General features: G+C 65.0%; 14 protein-coding genes and 2 tRNA genes. 9 read left to right on the plus strand and 7 right to left on the minus strand.

The features are described 5' to 3' along the window. The first annotated feature begins 27 nt into the window (after positions 1-27). The 5 genes from addB (at position 28) to H2509_RS07600 (ending at position 8849) form a co-directional block, all read left to right on the plus strand. Positions 28-3138 carry a double-strand break repair protein AddB gene (addB, locus tag H2509_RS07580; RefSeq protein WP_182163955.1) on the plus strand — a complete coding sequence of 1037 codons (3111 nt, stop codon included), beginning with the start codon at positions 28-30 and terminating at the stop codon, positions 3136-3138. Positions 3139-3298: 160 nt separating this feature from the next. Continuing rightward, the gene (gene addA, locus H2509_RS07585; RefSeq protein ID WP_182163957.1) at positions 3299-6787 is read left to right on the plus strand and encodes a double-strand break repair helicase AddA; all 3489 of its coding nucleotides are present in this window, start codon (positions 3299-3301) and stop codon (positions 6785-6787) included. 146 nt (positions 6788-6933) lie between these two features. Further along, the gene (trxA, locus tag H2509_RS07590) at positions 6934-7254 is read left to right on the plus strand and encodes a thioredoxin (protein WP_182163959.1); all 321 of its coding nucleotides are present in this window, start codon (positions 6934-6936) and stop codon (positions 7252-7254) included. Positions 7255-7524: 270 nt separating this feature from the next. Continuing rightward, positions 7525-8163, plus strand: a complete 639-nt coding sequence (gene grpE / locus H2509_RS07595; RefSeq protein ID WP_182163961.1) for a nucleotide exchange factor GrpE — start codon at positions 7525-7527, stop codon at positions 8161-8163. Between the two features lie 74 nt (positions 8164-8237). Continuing rightward, positions 8238-8849, plus strand: coding sequence for a trimeric intracellular cation channel family protein (locus tag H2509_RS07600; RefSeq protein WP_182163963.1), 612 nt, complete (start codon positions 8238-8240; stop codon positions 8847-8849). A gap of 17 nt (positions 8850-8866) precedes the next feature. Here H2509_RS07600 and H2509_RS07605 read toward each other — a convergent pair whose 3' ends face one another. The 3 genes from H2509_RS07605 to sppA form a co-directional block, all read right to left on the minus strand. Next, positions 8867-9217: a lipopolysaccharide assembly protein LapA domain-containing protein gene (locus tag H2509_RS07605; protein WP_182163965.1), complete on the minus strand. Its 351-nt coding sequence runs from the start codon at positions 9215-9217 to the stop codon at positions 8867-8869. Positions 9218-9385: 168 nt separating this feature from the next. Next, positions 9386-9691 (minus strand): integration host factor subunit beta, encoded by a 306-nt coding sequence (locus tag H2509_RS07610; protein WP_182163967.1) that lies wholly within the window; start codon positions 9689-9691, stop codon positions 9386-9388. Beyond that, positions 9688-10692, minus strand: coding sequence for a signal peptide peptidase SppA (gene sppA, locus H2509_RS07615; RefSeq protein ID WP_182163969.1), 1005 nt, complete (start codon positions 10690-10692; stop codon positions 9688-9690). The genes H2509_RS07610 and sppA overlap by 4 nt, the downstream gene beginning before the upstream one ends. A 196-nt stretch (positions 10693-10888) precedes the next feature. Here sppA and panB point away from each other — a divergent pair, with 196 nt between their 5' ends. Continuing rightward, positions 10889-11698 carry a 3-methyl-2-oxobutanoate hydroxymethyltransferase gene (gene panB / locus H2509_RS07620; RefSeq protein WP_182163971.1) on the plus strand — a complete coding sequence of 270 codons (810 nt, stop codon included), beginning with the start codon at positions 10889-10891 and terminating at the stop codon, positions 11696-11698. Positions 11699-11815: 117 nt separating this feature from the next. Here panB and rpsA read toward each other — a convergent pair whose 3' ends face one another. The 3 genes from rpsA to aroA all read right to left on the minus strand — a co-directional run bounded on the left by rpsA (position 11816) and on the right by aroA (position 15739). Further along, the gene (gene rpsA / locus H2509_RS07625; RefSeq protein ID WP_182163973.1) at positions 11816-13525 is read right to left on the minus strand and encodes a 30S ribosomal protein S1; all 1710 of its coding nucleotides are present in this window, start codon (positions 13523-13525) and stop codon (positions 11816-11818) included. Positions 13526-13754: 229 nt separating this feature from the next. Then, a complete protein-coding gene (gene cmk / locus H2509_RS07630) occupies positions 13755-14390 on the minus strand; it encodes a (d)CMP kinase (RefSeq protein WP_182163975.1) in 636 nt (211 codons plus the stop codon). Then, on the minus strand, positions 14387-15739 hold the full coding sequence (gene aroA, locus H2509_RS07635) for a 3-phosphoshikimate 1-carboxyvinyltransferase (protein ID WP_182163977.1): 1353 nt from the start codon (positions 15737-15739) through the stop codon (positions 14387-14389). The genes cmk and aroA overlap by 4 nt, the downstream gene beginning before the upstream one ends. Positions 15740-15975: 236 nt before the next feature. On the opposite strand from aroA, the gene H2509_RS07640 reads away from it, so the two are divergent. From H2509_RS07640 to H2509_RS07650, 3 genes are all read left to right on the plus strand, one after another. Further along, positions 15976-16368, plus strand: a complete 393-nt coding sequence (locus H2509_RS07640) for a TIGR02300 family protein (protein WP_182163979.1) — start codon at positions 15976-15978, stop codon at positions 16366-16368. Positions 16369-16579: 211 nt separating this feature from the next. Further along, positions 16580-16655 (plus strand) — tRNA-Ala (locus tag H2509_RS07645). Positions 16656-16802: 147 nt separating this feature from the next. Further along, positions 16803-16878, plus strand: a tRNA-Ala gene (locus tag H2509_RS07650). 146 nt (positions 16879-17024) lie between these two features. On the opposite strand, the gene H2509_RS07655 is transcribed toward H2509_RS07650, so the two are convergent. Then, the gene (locus tag H2509_RS07655; protein ID WP_182163981.1) at positions 17025-18857 is read right to left on the minus strand and encodes a methyl-accepting chemotaxis protein; all 1833 of its coding nucleotides are present in this window, start codon (positions 18855-18857) and stop codon (positions 17025-17027) included. Positions 18858-18873 lie beyond the last annotated feature (16 nt).

Raw genomic sequence — 18873 nt, forward strand, 5'->3', positions numbered from 1 at the left:
GCTGAACGAATCTATTCATTAGAGCCGATGCCAGCACGCCCGAGCCTTTTCACCATTCCGCCGACCGCACCATTCCTGGAAACGCTGGTCGATGCCCTTGTCGAGGGGCGCCTGGTGCCGGGCTTCGATCCGAAATCCGATCCCCTCTCGCTCGCGGATGTGACGCTCTACCTGCCGACCCGGCGCGCGGCGCGCGCCCTGCCGGACCTGTTTCGTCGGAGGCTTGGAACATCGGCCAGCCTGCTCCCCGTCATCCGACCGCTCGGCGACGTGGATGAGGATGAGCATGTGCTGCGTGCCGCACCGGACGCGACCGGCCTGCCGCCGCCCATCCCGCCGATGGAACGTCTGCTCGCGATGACGCGGCTGGTGCGCGGCTGGAAGGGGGCACTGCGCAGGGACGTGCTTGGCCTATCGCCGGACGAGCCGCTGCGCCTTCCAGCCTCCGCCGCCGATGCGGCGTGGCTTGCCGGCGACCTGCTGTCGCTGATGGACGAGGTTGCAACCGAAGAGGCGGGCTGGGCCGGTCTTCTTTCGCTCGTGCCGGACGACCACGCCCGCTACTGGCAGATCACGCTCGACTTCCTGAAGATCGCCATGGAGGCATGGCCGGCATATCTCACAGAGCACGGGGCGATGGACCCGAAGGCGCGGCGCTCGGCGCTCATTCGCAGGGAGGCGGAGCGGCTCGCCGCCACGCCTCCGCGCGGGCCCGTCATTGTGGCCGGAACCACAGGCTCCATTCCCGCGACGGCGGCGTTGCTGAAGGCTGTCGCCAGTTTGCCGACAGGGGCAATTGTCCTGCCCGGCCTCGATCTCGGCCTGGATGACAGAAGCTACGAGGCCTTGGGCGCCCCGGGCGAGGAAATCGCCGTTCCCGGTCACCCGCAATACAGTCTGAAACAGCTTCTTGCCGCGCTGGGAGCCACGCGGGCCGATGTGATGCCGCTCGCGACGGCGGAAAGTGCGCCGCTCGCCAGCCGCGAAAATCTGGTGTCGAAGGCGCTCCTTCCCGCGGAGACGACCGATGCCTGGCCCGGCTTTCTGAAGAGCGTGCCGGTGGCGGAGCGCAGCAGAGCCTTCGGGGACGTTTCCCTGCTCGTCGCACGCAACGAGGCGGAGGAAGCGCTGGCGGTATCTGTGGCGCTGCGCGAAGCGGTGGAAGCAGGCCTGACGGTATCGCTTGTTTCGCCCGATCGTACCCTGGCCCGGCGCGTGGCCGTCGATCTCGCGCGTTGGGGAATAAACGTCGACGATTCCGCAGGTCGCCCGCTCGACCAGACGCCTCCGGCGATCCTGGCTACCCTTGCCGCAGGGCTGGCGCTCGGCGGCATGGAGCCGGTCGATCTGCTCGCTCTCCTGAAACACCCGCTTGCGCGCTTCGGCTGGCAGGCAAAGGAGGTGAGAGCCGCAGCGCGCGCGCTTGAGCGTGGCGTCCTGCGCGGGCCGCGCGCCCGTCCCGGCACGGCGGGCCTGAAGGCGGCAATCGCGGCGGCTCGCAGCGCGATCGAGGATCGGCATACGCCGCGCTGGAAGAAACTGGTCGATGACGACTGGCTCGCTGTCGAGGAACTCGCCGACCGCCTGGCGAACGCATTGTCTCCACTCGAAACGCTGCTTGCCGCCTCGGGGGAACTGCCGGTCGAAGAGCTTGTGCGCGCGCATCTGGAGTGTCTGTCGCGGATCGGGCGCGACGAAACGGGCAGCGATGCGGAGGTCTATGCCGGCGAGGCCGGCGACGCGCTCGCGCTTGCCATGTCCTCGCTGCTCGAGGCCGGCGACACCGGCCTTACGGTTCCCGCAGTTGAGTGGCCCGCCGTCTTCGCCGCGCTGATTTCCGGCATCAACGTGCGCCGCCGGCTGCCGGGCGATCCGAGGATCGCGATCCTCGGCCCGCTGGAAGCGCGCCTGCAGCGGCCCGATATCGTCATTCTCGGCGGCCTCAACGAGGGGACCTGGCCGCAGCGCATGCGCAACGATCCCTGGCTCAATCGGCCGATGAAGCGGGATATCGGACTGGAACCGCCGGAGCGGCGTATCGGTGCCGCAGCGCATGACTTTTGCGAAGGCATGGGCGCGACCCGGGTCATACTGTCACGGGCGGAGCGGGCCGATGGCGCCCCGACGGTGACTTCGCGCTGGCTGCAACGGCTGACGACCCTGCTTGGCAAGGAAGTTACGACGGAGATGCGGGAGCGGGGCGAGCGCTACCGCCGTCTCGCGGGGCTGCTCGACCGCCTCGACGAGCCTGTCGTGCCTGCGTCGCGGCCGGCGCCGAAGCCGCCGCTTGCCGCGCGGCCCGACCGGCTTTCCGTCACCGAGATCGAGACGTTGATCCGCGATCCCTATGCGATCTTCGCCAGGCGTATCCTGAGGCTGGACGAAGTTGAGCCGATCGGTGGCGAGCCCGGAGCATCCGAGCGCGGACAGATCATCCATGACTGCCTCGCCCGCTTTCTGGAAAACTGGAAAGGGCCGTTCGACAGTTCGGCGCTCGATGAACTGATCGCGATAGGCCGGGATCGATTTGCGCCGCTTGAAGCCTTTCCGGCCGTCAAGGCGCTCTGGTGGCCCCGTTTCCTGCGCGTTGCGCAGGCTTTCGTCGGCTTCGAGGCGGAACGCTCCCCGCAGCTTGTCGGACGCCATCTGGAAATCGGCGGCGGCATGGAGATCTCCTTCCCGGGCGCTCGCACGGTCCGCCTCGTCGGCCGTGCCGACCGTATCGACGAAATGGCCGACGGCTCGCTGGCGATCATCGACTACAAGACCGGCCAGCCACCGTCGCTAAAGCAGGTGGAGGCATTGCTCGCGCCGCAAATGCCGCTCGAAGCGGCACTCGTGCGGGCGGGCGGGTTCGACGGGATTTCTTCGGATGCTCATGTCTCGGAGCTTGTCTACATCCGGCTTTCCGGCGGCAAGCCGCCGCTCGATGTCCTGCCACGCAATCCGAAGGAACGGTCGATCTCCGAACTTGCGGAGGACGCGCTCGCGCGCACGACGCAACTGATTGCGGCTTACGAGAAACCGGACAAGGGTTACCTGTCGCGCGCCCGCGTGATGGAGGAGCGCGCCTTCGGTGGTGCTTATGACCATCTGGCCCGCGTGCAGGAATGGTCGCTCGGCGAGGGAGAGGACTAGGGGCAGGACTCACTAATTAGACTGGAATGGCGATCGAGATGACGAGAGATGGAAGGAATAGCGCGAAGATCGGGGTCATACCCCCGGTCGAGGGCTTTGACGCGGCAGATCGAAGTCAGCTCGATCGCCATTCCAGCCAAATTAATGGGTCCTGCCCCTAATGAACCGCCCGCAAATCCCGGCGTCGACCCTGCATCGCCAGGCCACGGCCGCCGATCCGGCGACGTCAGCCTGGGTGAGCGCCAATGCCGGTTCCGGCAAAACCTTCGTCCTCGCTCGTCGTGTCGTCCGCCTGCTGCTTGCGGGAACCGAGCCTTCGCGCATCCTGTGCCTGACCTTCACCAAGGCTGCCGCTGCCGAAATGGCGACCCGCGTCTTCGAGACCCTGGGCGCCTGGACCGGGTTCGATGACGAAGCCCTGGCGGAAGAGCTTGAGGACATCGAGGGCAGAAGGCCCACGGCGGCGCGGATCGCCCGTGCGCGGCACCTTTTCGCCAAGGCGCTTGAAACGCCGGGCGGTCTCAAGATCCAGACGATCCACGCCTTCTGCGAGGCCCTGCTGCATCAGTTCCCGCTGGAAGCCAATGTCGCCGGCCATTTCACCGTGCTCGACGACAGGTTGTCGGCGGAGCTGCTTGCCGAAGCCCGGGCGCGGGTGCTGAACGCGGCCGAAAACGAGCCGGAGAGCGCATTGGGGCAGGCGCTCTCCTTCCTCATCGGCGAGATGGCGGATCTTTCGGTCGAAGGCGCGCTCAAGGAGATGGTCGGCCGGCGCGACGCTTTCCTGCGCTGGATCGTCGACTATCCGTCGCTGGAGGACGGACTTGCCGACCTTGCGCGGCGTTTCGGCGTCACGCCCGGCGAGAAGGTGGACGACATCGAGCAGGAAATCCTCGATGGATCGCTGTTCGATGACAGCGCGAAGGCGGCGCTTGCCGATGCGTTGAGCGGTGGCGGTGTCACCGACCGCAGGAATGCCGAAGCGATCCGGCGTGTGATCGGGCAGGACGGGGCGCCTTTCCGCGATATCTGGCTGGAGATATTCCTGACCAAATCGCTTGAGCCGCGCAAATCCCTGGCGACGAAGGCGGTCGCTGCGGTGCATCCGCATCTTGCCGCGCTGATGGGAGAGGAACAGGCACGCCTCCTCGCCTTGCTCGACCGCCGCCGCGCGGTCCTGACGATGGAGGGGACGGCGGCGATCCTGCGTTTGGCGGATGCCATGCTTGGCGCCTACGAGACCGAAAAGACCCGCCGCGGCCTGCTCGACTTCGAGGATCTTGTGGTGCGCGCGGCCAACCTGCTTTCGCGTTCGGATGCCGCCCTTTGGGTGCAGTACAAGCTCGACAGGGGGCTCGACCATATCCTTGTCGACGAGGCGCAGGACACCAGTCCGCGGCAATGGGAAGTGATCCGGGCGCTGGCGGAGGAGTTTTTCGCAGGGGATGGTGCGCGCGATACTGCGCGGACCATTTTCGCGGTCGGCGACGAGAAGCAGTCGATCTATTCCTTCCAGGGAGCGGTGCCGGCGCATTTCGCCCGCATGCGCAGGCACTTCCAGCAGCAGGCGGCAAAGGCTGCGACCTCGTTCGAAGCGGTCGACCTGACGCTTTCCTTCCGCTCGACGCCTGATGTGCTCGGCGCGGTCGACAAGGTTTTCGCCGATCCATCCGCGCGCAAGGGCCTGTCGCAGGACGGCGACGCGCCCGTGCACGAGGCCATTCGCCGCAACGATCCCGGTCTGGTGGAAATCTGGCCGCTCGAAGCGGAAGAAGAGGTCGAGGCGTCCGACGACTGGACGGCGCCGATAGACCGGGTCTCCGCGTCGAGCCCGATGATGCGCGTGGCGCGGCGGATCGCGCAGGCGGTCGATGAGTGGTGCACGAGTGGTGCAGCAACGGCCGGTGATGTGCTGGTCCTGGTGCGCAAACGGGGGCCGTTTGTCGAAGCGTTGACGCGGGAGATGAAGCGGCTCGGTGTTCCGGTTGCCGGCAGCGACCGGCTGGTGCTGAGCGAGCATATCGCGGTGCTGGATCTCGTCGCGCTCGGCCGGTTCCTGTTGTTGCCGGAGGACGATCTTTCGCTTGCCGCGGTGCTGAAGAGCCCGCTCTTCGGCCTGGACGACGACGCGTTGTTCGAGATCGCGCGTGATACTCCGGAGCAGCCGAGGGCCGGCACGCTGTGGCAGTCACTGCTGCGGCATGCGAGCGCCAATGAACGCTGGGACAAGATACGCGAGCAGCTGGAGACCTGGCGCCGTCGGGCCGATTTCATGCCGCCTTTCGAATTCTATTCCCGTCTTCTGGGAGCCGATGGCGGGCGCGGCCGCTTTCGGTCCCGCTTCGGCGACGAGGTGGACGACATCCTCGACGAGTTCCTCGCCCTGACCATCGTCTTCGAGCAGACGGGCACGCCGGGGCTCGAAGGCTTTCTCGCCTGGCTAGCGGCTGCCCCCACCGAGATCAAGCGGGAACTCTCAAGCGCCGAGGGCGTGGTGCGCATCATGACGGTGCACGGCGCCAAGGGCCTCGAGGCTCCGGTAGTCATTCTCGCCGATCCGGGGGCGGCGCCCGTCTCGGCGCGGCACGATCCGACCATGCTGGAATTTGCGCTAGGTAGCGATGAAGACCGCCCGCCGGCGCTCGTCTGGCTGCCCGGCAAGGCAGGGCGCACCGCCTGGCACGAGGAGGCGCTGGCAGACCTGCGCGGCAAGGCGGAGGAGGAATATCGCCGCCTTCTCTATGTCGCCATGACGCGCGCGAAGGATCGGCTGGTGGTCTGCGGCTGGACCGGCAAGACCGCGCCCCGGGAAGATACCTGGTACGCACTGGTCAATCGGGCGCTGGCAGGGGATTCCACGGAAGAATTTTCGGCGGACGGGAGCCTTTCCCGCCTGCTGTGGCGAAGGGAAGGCCAGAAGGCGGTGGTCCCGATAGTTGCCGAAGGTTCCGGTAAGACGGAGGCGACCCGGTCGATCGATCGTCCCGCCTGGCTGGACCGGCCGGCATCGGCGCCGGTTCGCCAGCGCCGCCTACAGCCCTCGAAGGCCTTCGAGGCGATGGAGGCGAAGGAAGGCGTCGAAGCGCTCAGCGGCGCGGCAATGCTGGGGGCCGTGCGGGGGCCTTCCGACTGGGCGCTGGAGCGGGGCCGGTTGGTCCACCGGATGCTGGAGGTCCTGCCGGAGGTTTCGCCGGAAATGCGGATTGAAGCCGCCGACCGGTTCCTGAACCGCGCCTTGCCCTCAGCTTTTGCCGGCGAGAAGGATGGCGTGCTTGCGGAAGTGCTGGCGATTCTCGCGGACGCGCGTTTTGCCGAAGTCTTTTCCGCCAGAGCCCGCGCCGAAGTGCCGATTGTCGGCCAGATGCAAGCCCCCGACGGCGAGATCGTCGCCGTTTCGGGGCAGATCGACCGTCTGTGCGTGACCGAAGAGGAGGTGCTCATAGTCGACTACAAGACCAACAGGCTGCTTCCGGCTGATATCGACAGCGTTCCTCTCGATTATGTGACGCAGCTTGGCGTCTATCGCCACCTCCTGAAGGGCATCTATCCGGATCGCCTCATCCGGGCGGCACTGTTGTGGACTTCCGGTCCGGTTCTCATGGAAATTCCAGCCGAAAAGATGGATGCCGCTCTTCGCGCGCTGTCGTAACGGATTTGTGCGGGGCACGTCTTGCTTCCCGGCCGACGGGCGCGGGCCACTTAACCCTTGCTTGACGGAATGGGCGGCAATTCCTACCTTCGAACCAACTCGAGCGGCCTGCCCGGTGGCATGCCCGGATGATTGTGAGGCAAGACATGGCAACTGATGTCGTCACCGATGACACCTTCGAGACGGACGTCCTGAACTCGTCCGAGCCCGTAGTGGTCGATTTCTGGGCCGAATGGTGCGGTCCCTGCAAGATGATCGCTCCGGCGCTGGAGGAGATCTCAACCGAGCTCAAGGGACAGGTGAAGATCGCCAAGCTCAATGTCGACGAGAACCAGAATACCGCCATCAAATACGGTGTGCGGTCGATCCCGACACTGATCGTCTTCAAGAACGGCGAGCCGGTCGCTACCCAGGTGGGTGCCGCGCCGAAGAACCGGCTGTCGGACTGGATCAAGAGCTCGACCTGATAGGGCAGGCCCGGATAGATAACGGGCTGAAGCTCCGATCCGGTCGGTGGATCGCATTCGAATACGCGCCTCTGAAACCGCTGTTTCAGGGGCGCGGCCATGATGATGTCCCGCTTCAGGCCCTGCCGCAGGCCCTTCAGGCTTTACGCCTGAGAAAATGCGTGTATGACGGGAGCCGGCACTGGCCGCTGAATCCGAACCATTGCTCCCGATTTGCCCCGGTTTGTGCCGCCCCCGTCGGGCATAATGAGATGACGAGTTGAGCGTGATATGAACGAAAACGGCAAGACTCCCGAAACTTCCGAAAACACGGCCGACCCGCAGCAGGCGAACGCTGCGCAGTCCACCGCGGGCCCCTCGGTTGGCGGTGAAGGCGACGCCCTCTCAGCTCTTGCTGCGGAAAACGCAGAACTCAAGGATCGCACCTTGCGGGTGATGGCGGAGATGGAAAATCTGCGCCGCCGCACGGAGAAGGAAATCCGTGACGCCAAGCAATATTCGGTGGCCGGATTTGCACGCGACATGCTGGCGGTGACCGATAATCTGCGCCGCGCGCTGGAATCTCTTTCGTCCGATGCGCGCGATAGCGCCGATGAAGCGATGAAGGGCCTGATCGCGGGCGTCGAGATGACCGAGCGAGAGATGCTCAATCAACTCGAGAAGCACGGGGTCAAGAAGCTCGATCCGCAAGGGCAGAAGTTCGACCCGCATTTCCATCAGGCAATGTTCGAGGTGCCGAACCCCTCCATTCCCGCCAATACCGTGGTGCAGGTGATGCAGGCCGGCTATACGATCGGTGACCGGGTCCTGCGCCCGGCGCTCGTCGGCGTCTCCAAGGGCGGCCCGAAGGAAGCAGGCGCAGCAAACGGCGACGCACAACCAGGCGCGACTGTCGACAAGACGGCCTGACGCCGCACTGACTCCCTGGCTGCGCGTCCGTCCGCCACCGGCGGAGTATTGAACTCGTTGGTCCGGGGGCGCCGATGCTGCTTATCCTCGACTTTCTCGGTGTGGCGATCTTCGCGATCACAGGCGCGATCGTCGCATCGCGCCTGAAGCTCGACATAATCGCTTTCCTGTTTTTCGCGACTTTTACCGGCATCGGCGGCGGCACGGCCCGAGACCTGCTGCTTGGGGTTCCCGTTTTCTGGGTCGAGGATCAGACCTATCTGATCGTCTGCCTCCTCGTCGGCGCCGCCATGTGGTTCGCCGCGCCGCTTTTCGAAAGCTGGGGCAAGCCGTTGCGATGGGCGGACGCCGTCGGGATCTCCGCCTATTCGGTCATGGGGGCGGCCAAGACGCTGTCGCAGGGCGATGTGGCAGTGGTCGCGGTTCTCATGGGAGTGGCGACGGCAACCTTCGGCGGGATCATTCGCGATACGATCGCCGGCCAGCCGTCCGCCCTGGTGAAATCCGAAATCTACCTCACCGCCGCCTTCGCCGGAGCCGCGGGATATGTCTGCCTGACGCTTCTTGGCGTCGGAAACTGGCCGGCGGCAATCGCGGGTGGGGCATTCGCCTTCGCTCTTCGGGCGGGAGCGATCCAATATGGCTGGAGCCTGCCCGGATATCGCCCTCCGGACACGGCGGAATAATTCCCGAAGTGGAATTGTCAGGCGGCGTCGCGGTGCTGCGGCGCGCCGAGAGCGGGCGCGGAAGTCGCGTCGGAAACCGCTTTCAGCCGGTCGGCCTCTTCATGCCAATGACTTGCCTCACGCCGCTTGACGCGAGCTTCGCGGCGCCATTTGCCCTGCTTCGCCCAGGCGGCAGTGCCACCGATCAGGACGCCGACGGCAACCGCGGCAAAGAGAAACCAGAACAGGGGCGCCGTCACGGCGAGGGCCGGCTGACCGTCGGAGAAGGGGTCGAGCGACAACGTGGCGTCGTGCCGGTTCGCAACCGCCGCCACGATAAGCAGGACGGCAAGTGGCAGCAGGATGAGGCTCTTCAAAAAGCGTATCACCGTTATCTCCCCGGAGCATGATACCGAGAACCGTTCGCCCTTCGGGAATGCGCCCTAGAGCATATCCCGCCAAATCCGAACTGGATTTGGCGGCAAGGAAATGCTCAAGGTATTGATCCTGGAGCGATTTCTTATCGACCGGATGATCCTATCCGGCCGGAAAGCGCTCTAGTCTTCGTCTTCGCCGTGATCGACGCCGCCGTTCAGGCGCTCGCGCATTTCCTTGCCCGTCTTGAAGAAGGGCACATTCTTTTCGTTCACTTCGACCTTTTGGCCCGTGCGCGGATTGCGTCCAACCCGTGCCGGGCGGTTTTTCACCGAAAAGGCACCGAAGCCGCGCAGTTCGACACGATCTCCCCGTTTGAGGGCGTCTGTGATCTCGTCCAGGATGGCGTTGACGATGTTTTCGACATCACGCTGATAAAGATGCGGATTTTGCTCCGCGATCCTCTGCACCAGTTCCGACTTGATCATCGATCCGCCCCTGTCGTGTCATTGTCGTTTATTGTCTCGGGAGCGTGCCAAACCGATACGAGGCCGTCAAGCGAAACGGCAGCAGGAACAATGTGTTTGGCGTCGCCGATTCGGCCAAGAAGGCCGTGCGATAGCCCCTGTCCGAGCGCATTGGCCAGTTGTGACGCAAAGGGAAGCTCGTCAAGCTCGGAACGCGGCGACCAGGTAATGACCGGCAGATCCTCGGCGACGCCCTTTTCCTTTTCCAGCCAGGCGATCGCTTCGTTCTCTCCTCCAAGATCGTCGACCAGCCCCAGCGACTTGGCGCGAACGCCCGAATAGATGCCGCCATTGGCGAGGTTGCGCACCTTGGCCTCGTCCAGGTTTCGCCTTTCGGCAACGATCTTCACGAACCAGTCGTAGCTGTCGTCGATAACCGCCTGCAGGTTGGCCTTGGCGGCATCGGTCGTCGGCTCGAAGAAATTCGGCTGGGCCTTCAGGGGGCCGCTCTTCACGACATTGACCTCGATGCCAAGCGTGTCCAGCAGGCCCTTGATGTTGCCGAACTGGATATAGACGCCGATCGATCCGGTCAGCGAGTTGTGGCGGGCAATGACGTGATCGGAGGTGACGGCCGTCATGTAGCCGGCCGAAGCGCCAAGCGTGCCGATCAGCGTCGTCATCGGCTTCTTCCCGGCCAGTTCGCGCAGCGCGACATAGAGGGCCTCGCCGCCCGTCGTGGAGCCACCTGGGGAATTGATCGACAGGATCACGCCCTTCACCGCATCCGACTTGGCGATCTTCTCGATCATTTCGATGCGCTTTCGATCATCGACAATGACGCCGCTGATCTCGATGCGGGCGATATGGTCGGAACGCTTGCTCGGACCGCCGAGGCCGGAGAGGCCGACAAGCGCGCCTCCAAGCAGAAGGGCCAGGGCGACGAATGCGGCGACCCGCCAAAAGGTGACCTTGCGGCGCAAACGGCGGCGGTCGACGATCGCATCGGCATCGAAGGACATGAAGGATCAAGCTCCGTTGTCTGGTTCTCAAGGCCTACATGCCTGAGCCCGCGATGAAAAGCCCGTATTCGCCCGCGGGGTGCGATTGCTTTCGGCAGGTGCTGCCTGTATCAGGCGCACTGTTTGCCGCTTCGTCGAAAGGCTGCCCGGATCCGACGCACGTCACTGCGGGGCCGGCAGCAGGGGAGAGGACACCATGGCGCAGATTACGCTCACCGCTCTCGATCGCCGCAAGGCGGAAGGTCGGCGCTTCGCCGTGTTGACGGCCTATGACGCGACATTCGCGAGCCTCGTCGCCGACGCGGGTGCGGGTGTCATCCTCGTCGGCGACAGCCTCGGCATGGTGATCCAGGGCCGGGCTTCGACGACGCCGGTCACGATGGCCGACATGATCTATCACACCGCCTGCGTAGCGCGCGGCCTCGATGCTTCAGCCGCCGACCGGCCGCTGATCATGGCGGATATGCCGTTTGCCAGCACGTTCTCGCCGCTGGAGACGGCAAGGGAGGCGGCCCGGCTGATGCAGGTCGGGGCCAATATGGTGAAGATCGAAGGCGGAGCGGCGATGGCGGACACCATCCGCTTCCTGACGCAGCACGGCATTCCTGTCTGCGCCCATCTGGGCCTGACACCGCAGACGACGGACATGCTCGGCGGCTATCGCATCCAGGGCAAGAGCGAGGAAGATGCCGCCCGCATCGCCCGCGACGCCCGTCTGCTGGAGGATGCCGGCGCTCGCATGCTGCTTCTTGAATGCGTTCCGAATGCCGTCGGCAAGGCCGTTTCGGACGGCGCGAAGGTTCCGGTGATCGGCATCGGCGCGGGACCTTCCACCGACGCCCAGGTTCTCGTGCTGCACGACATGCTGGGGCTGACACGGGGCAGGAAGGCGCGTTTCGTGAAGGACTATCTGGCGGGGCGCGGCGACGTGGCGGCCGCCCTCAAGGCCTTCGTGGAGGAGGTCGAAAGCGGCGCCTATCCCGCGCCGGAACACTGCTACGGGTAGGCGCACCCGTCATTGAATGCGAAAACGAGAAAAGCCCGGCGCGAGCCGGGCTTTTCGTTGGTTGCAGGGGCGTCTTTCCCGCACCCGACGGGCGCGGGAAAGACTGGACCGGTCTGCTTATTCGTCGCCGCCTTCGCGGGCCTTGAGGGCCGCGCCAAGGATGTCGCCGAGCGAAGCGCCGCTGTCGGACGAGCCGTACTGGGCGACCGCTTCCTTCTCCTCGGCGATTTCGAGCGCCTTGATGGAGACGGAGACGCGACGGTTCTTCTTGTCGAACTGCGTCACGCGGGCATCGAACTTCTCGCCGACCGAGAAGCGCTCGGGGCGCTGTTCGGCGCGATCGCGGGCCAGGTCGGCGCGACGGACGAAGGTGGTCAGGTCGGTATCGACGATCTTCGCCTCCAGGCCGCCTTCCTTGACTTCGGTGACTTCGCAGGTCACGACGGCACCTTTGCGGATTTCACCCGCAGCAGCCGTGTCGAACGGATCGCCGCCCAGCTGCTTGATGCCGAGCGAGATGCGCTCCTTGTCGACATCGACGTCGAGCACGACCGCGCGGACCACGTCGCCCTTCTTGTATTCCTCGATGACCTGCTCGCCCGGACGGTTCCAGTCGAGGTCGGACAGGTGCACCATGCCGTCGACGTCGCCGTCGAGACCGATGAACAGACCGAATTCGGTCTTGTTCTTGACCTCGCCCTCGACCTCGGTGCCGGAGGGATACTTCTCTGCGAAGGCTTCCCACGGGTTCTGCAGGGTCTGCTTGAGACCGAGCGAGATGCGGCGCTTGACCGGATCGACTTCGAGGATCATCACGTCCACTTCCTGGGAGGTGGAAACGATCTTGCCCGGATGGACGTTCTTCTTCGTCCAGGACATCTCGGAAACGTGGATCAGGCCCTCGATGCCCGGCTCCAGCTCCACGAAGGCGCCGTAGTCGGTGATGTTGGTCACGCGGCCCGCGAACTTGGCGCCGACCGGGTACTTGGCGTCGATGCCATCCCACGGATCGGTCTCAAGCTGCTTCATGCCGAGCGAAATGCGGTGCGTGTCCTGATTGACGCGGATGATCTGGACCTTGACGGTCTGGCCGATCGTCAGCACCTCGCTCGGATGGTTGATGCGACGCCATGCGATGTCGGTGACATGCAGCAGGCCGTCGATGCCGCCGAGATCCACGAAAGCGCCGTAGTCGGTGATGTTCTTGACGACACCCTCGACGATCTGGCCTTCCTCGAGGCTCTGCACCAGCTCCGAACGCTGCTCGGCGCGGGTCTCTTCCAGCACGACGCGGCGGGACACCACGATGTTGCCGCGACGCTTGTCCATCTTCAGGATCTGGAAAGGCTGCGGGGTGTGCATCAGCGGGGTGACGTCGCGAACCGGACGGATATCGACCTGCGAGCGCGGCAGGAAGGCCACGGCGCCGTCGAGATCGACGGTGAAGCCGCCCTTGACCTGGTTGAAGATCTGGCCGTTGACCTTTTCGCCGGCCTCGAAGGCCACTTCCAGGCGCACCCAGCTTTCCTCGCGGCGCGCCTTGTCGCGCGACAGCACGGCTTCGCCAAGCGCGTTCTCGACGCGCTCGAGATAGACCTCGACTTCGTCGCCGACCGAAAGGGCGGGGCCGTCTTCACGACCGCGGCCGCCGAATTCCTTCAGCGGAATGCGGCCTTCGACCTTCAGGCCGACGTCGATGACCGCGAGGTCCTTCTCGATGGCAATGACGGTGCCCTTGACCACGGAGCCTTCATAGAGCTCCTGGGTTTCAAAGGACTCGTTGAGAAGGGCTGCAAAATCCTCGCGGGAGGGGTTCAGACTATTCATGAATTCTCCTGAAAGCCAAATCTGGCTTGTCGCCGGCGGGCTGGTGTTGCACTCGGAGTTCGGCTCGTCCGGCTTGCCTTCGGGCAAGCTTTTCGCGAAGCCAGTGGCTTCGCGTGCCGGCGATGCGGGCGGCCTGATCCGTTTCAATGTTCCTGTCGGTTCCCCGCGGTGGGCTCGCTTTCATCGACGGCATCTCTGCCGGTCGCTCAGCAATGCGGAAAACGCAGCGTCATCCAGCCTTGCTTCGCTGGACTTTGTCGACGATATCCACAGCCGCACGGAACGCCGTCTCTATATCCATTTCGCTCGTGTCGAGCAAGTGGGCATCCTCGGCGGGCTTCAGGGGGGCGACGCTGCGGTTGCTGTCGCGCTGATCGCGGCGCTTCAGGTCGGCGAGGATTTCGCCGTAGTCGGCATCCTTGCCCTTGGACAGAAGCTCGTCGGTGCGCCGCCTTGCCCGCACTTCCGGCTTCGCGGTGACATAAAGCTTCACCGGCGCCTGCGGGCAGACCACCGTGCCGATATCGCGACCATCCAGGACGGCGCCCGGTTCATGCCGGGCGAAATTGCGCTGCAGCGCCACCAGTTCGTCGCGCAAGCCCTGCAGGACGGCGATCCGCGAAGCGGCCTCGCCGATTTCGTGCGACGACAGCATGTCGCGGTCGAGGCGGGCGAGATCGAGATTGCGGGCAACGGCGATGGCGATCTCTTCGTCGCCGAGCGGCAGGCCGCGCGCCAGCAGGGCCGCGGCCACGGCCCGGTAGGTCAGGCCGGTATCGAGGTGGGAATAGCCGAAATGCGCAGCCAGCCGGCGAGCCAGCGTCCCCTTGCCCGACGCCGCCGGTCCGTCGATGGCGATGATCATGCGTTGGTCGCCTCCGCCTCATCGATGCCGGCGCCGAGACTTGCCATCAGATCGCGGAAGCCCGGGAAGCTCGTGGCGATGACGGCGCCATCATCCACCGTCACCGGCTTTTCGGCAGCCAGTCCGAGCACCAGGAAGCTCATGGCGATGCGGTGGTCGAGATGCGTGACGACCGTGCCGCCACCGAACCTGCCGCCGCCGGTCACCGACAAGGTGCTTTCGCCTTCCCTGCAGGTGACGCCATTGGCTTCGAGGCCGCGGGCAACGGCAGCCAGCCGGTCGGATTCCTTGACGCGCAGCTCTTCCAGCCCCTGCATCACGGTTTCGCCCTCGGCGAAGGCGGCGGCAATCGCCAGCACCGGATATTCGTCGATCATGGACGGCGCGCGCTCCGCCGGTACCGTGACGCCCTTCAGGCGGCTGTGGCGCACGACGATGTCGCCGAGCTCCTCGCCGCCCGTCTCGCGGATATTGACGATGGAAAGGTCGGCGCCCATTTCCTGCAGCGTCTTGAACAGGCCGGTGCGATGCTCGTTCAGGAGCACGTTCTCCACCACGATCTCGGATCCCGGAGTGATGAGGGCCGCGACCACCGGGAAGGCCGCCGACGACGGGTCGCCCGGCACGATCACGTCCTGCGGCTTCAGCTCCGGCCGCCCGGCCAGGCGGATCACCCGTTCTCCGGCGTCGTTGAGCTCCACGCTCAGGTTCGCGCCGAAGCCCTTCAGCATCTTTTCGGTATGGTCGCGGGTCGCGACGGGCTCGATGACGGTCGTCACGCCCGGCGCGTTCAGGCCGGCAAGCAGGACGGCCGACTTCACCTGGGCCGATGGAACCGGCACGCGATAGGTCAGCGGCGTTGCGGTCTTCGGTCCCCGGATCGACAGCGGCAGCCGATCGCCGGAACGTGCCACCACTTCGGCGCCCATCATGCGCAGCGGATCGAGCACGCGACCCATCGGGCGGCGCGAGAGCGAGGCGTCGCCGACGAAGGTGGTCGCGATCGGATGCGAGCCGACGATGCCCATGGTCAGCCGGACGCCTGTGCCGGCATTGCCGAAATCGATGACGCCTGCCGGCTCCAGCAGGCTGCCGAGCCCGATGCCTTCGATGCTCCAGCGCCCGTCGGCAGGCCTTTCCACACGCGCTCCGACCGCCCGCATGGCGCCGATCGTGTTCAGCACGTCTTCCGATTCAAGTATCCCCTCGACGGTGCTCCGCCCGATGGCGAGCGTGGAAAACATGATCGATCGATGGGAAATCGACTTGTCGCCCGGGACCCTGATGCGGCCTTTCAGCGGCGAACCGGCGCGAGCGGTCAGTGGGACGGCATTCGAAGAGTGTGACATTTTCAATTCCGGGGGTTGCATCGGCATCGCAAAGCCGCTCCTCCTAGCATGGCAGGAACGATCCGTCACGTTTCGGCGGCCGCTCGCGGATCACAAAACCCGGTAGGCAAACGAGGCCGAAACAAGGGAAAATTCTTGACAGATCGGCGTGGGCGTTCGAAGGCAAGATTTCGCTTTGACACGGCGGCGGGCAGCGTTTATGCGGTCCCCGCTCATTCAGGATAAGGGTAAGGACCGTGGCAAAACCCGAACTCGGTACGAAGCGGCTGTGCAGCGGATGCGGCGCGAAATATTATGACCTCCATCGTGATCCCATCACTTGCCCGAAATGCGGAACGATCTTCGAGCTGACGACGACGGCCGTCCGCCCGACCAAGGCCTCCAAGGTGGTCGTTCAAGACGACGAGGAGGAAGAGGAACTGGAGGGCGCCGAACTGGTCAGCCTCGAGGAGGCGGATGCGGAAGCCGGTGCCGATGCCGATACGGATGTCGACGGGGACGACGACGTGGATGTCGGCGAGAACCTTGCCGATGACGATGACGATGTCTTCATCGAGGACGAGGATGAGGACGACGATGAAGTGCCCGGCATCATGGTCGAGCGCGAGGACGACGACGCCGATCGTTGACCCCGCGCGCCCGGGAGTGCCGATTTCCGCCTGCCCGCAGACATTGTCCACAACGGGCGGAGGCAGTTCGGGAAGCGACAGGGCGAGGGGCGACATTCTGCTTGACACTGCGGGCGGACAATCTATTTTCCGCCCGCACCGAGGCCGGTTTCCCAAGCTGGCCGACAGCGATGCAAGGTACTGAAATCCAGGCTTTGCGGAATTGCCGGAAGGGGCCGTAGCTCAGTTGGGAGAGCGCTTGAATGGCATTCAAGAGGTCAGGGGTTCGATTCCCCTCGGCTCCACCATTTCCGACATTTCGATTGCGTCTTGCGTTTCTTGATGCGGTAGGAAACTCGCTTCCGGCATAGGCAAGCGGTCTTGGCTTGCAACCGGAATGCGGCAGATATCCCGCAACGGGGTGGTTCCCCCGGAGGCATTGCCTCGAAGCGAATGGGGCCGTAGCTCAGTTGGGAGAGCGCTTGAATGGCATTCAAGAGGTCAGGGGTTCGATTCCCCTCGGCTCCACCAAACTCCCATTCCATATAGCTTTGCAGTTTGAGTGCCGGGCGGCCGTCCGGCGTGACCGTCTGCCATGCTCCGGGACCGCGGTTTCCCGAATAAGTGAAGGCCGCCGCAACCGTGCGGGTTGCGGCGGCCTTCGCGTCTTCAATGCCTCACGCCGCGCGCAGGCCTTGCAGGAAGGTCGCGATCTCGGCGGCGAGCCGGTCCGCATGCTCGGCGAGGCCTTGCGCGGATCTCAGGCTGGCGGCGGCGGTGTCGCTTGCCGTGTCGGTGACGTCGTGGACGCGCTGCGTGCTTGCCGAAACGCCTTCCGTCCCCAGCGCGACCTGCTGGACGCTCGCTGCGATTTCCTGCGTTGCCGAGGTCTGTTCCTCAACCGCGCTGGCAATGGTCGCCGCGATCTCGTCAAGGCCGCGGATCGAGGCCGAAACGCCGGCGATCGCCTCCACCGAAGTGGTGGTCGCCTGCTGGATCGCGGCGATCTGTTCGGAAATATCGGCCGTCGCCCGACCGGTCTGCACCGCCAGGCTCTTGACTTCGCTGGCGACGACGGCGAAGCCCTTGCCGGCATCGCCGGCGCGCGCGGCCTCGATCGTGGCGTTGAGCGCCAGCAGATTGGTCTGCTCGGCGATGTCGCTGATCAGGCCGACGACGGAGCCGACCCTGGCGGCGGTCTCCGAAAGCGCATTCACCAGCTGGAGCGTGTGATCGGCCGATGCCGCGGCGCTATTGGCCTTGGACGCGGATTCCACCGCCTGGCGACCGATCTCGCTGACGGAGGCGGCAAGCTCTTCGGTGGCCGAGGCGACCGCCTGGACGTTGGTGCTGGTCTGCCGGGACGTCGCCGCGACGGAGGTCGATTCCTCCTGAGCCTTCTGGATGGCGTGGCTCAGGCTCTGCGCCGCCTGGCTCTGCTCGCTGGCGGCACGCTGGACCTCATCGAGGATGACGCCGACCGTACGCTCGAAATTGGCGGCGAGATCGGCCATGACCTCGCTCTGCCTGCGGGACGCCTCCTGCTTGATGATTTCCTGCTCATCGGCGAGCCGGCGCGTTTCGGTGATCGTATCGCGAAACGTGACGATCGCGTCCGAAAGCTGTCCGATTTCGTCGCGCCCGGCCGCCGGAATGGGCGTATCGAGGTCGCCTTCCGAGATCCGGCGCAGGGCATTGGCCATCCGCTTCAGCGGCCGGGTGATCGTCAGCATGGAGACGGTGAGGCTGCCGGCGAGGATCACGAGCACGAAGATCGCGACGAAGGTGAGTATCTTCGTGTTCTGTTCGTCGATTTCCGTAACGATCGCTTCCGAAGTGGATTGCGAGCGGGCGGACAGTTCCACCTGAAGGGCATCGGCGACGCTGGCGAGGATTTCCGCCGAACGCGACAGCCGCCGCCTGATGCCCTCCACCTTGACCTGCTCTTCGAAGATGAAGTTGGCGACAGCGCGGTCGAAATCCCCGGACCCGGCAAGCTGGCTGCTGCGCTCGTTCGACTGCGCCGCGATTTCGATGGTGCGCGGTACCGTCACGGCGCTGCGCAGGAGGTACCGGTACTGGCGCTGGAGCTCCAGGTCGCCGGTCGCCTCGATCAGGGCCTCGAAATCCCCGAATGCCTTGAACGTGTCGCTGTAGCGCTCCATCGCCTCGACCAGATGCTTCAGCAATGCGCCGCGCTCGTCGAGATAGGAGGTGTTCCGGCGCAGCAGCCCGGACTGCTGATTGTCGGCGACCGCCGCGACGGCATCGATCAGCTCGTTGCTGGAAGTGAGCGCCTGCTGGATGAGCGACTGGGAGGCCGACTGATCGGCTGACTGTTCCGTCAGCCGGCTGAAGCCGTCGTCGATCGTCGACTGCATGGTGCTGGCCTGGAATACGATGGCCGCCGAAAGAAGCACGATGGGAAGGAGGGTGAGGAGGGCGACGCGCGCGTCGATGCCCATGAGGCGGCGCAGGCCGCCAAGCTGGGAAGTTGCGGAAGTGGGCATGGATACTGGAAGCTCC

This window comes from Stappia albiluteola (assembly GCF_014050225.1).
GTDB lineage: Bacteria > Pseudomonadota > Alphaproteobacteria > Rhizobiales > Stappiaceae > Hongsoonwoonella > Hongsoonwoonella albiluteola.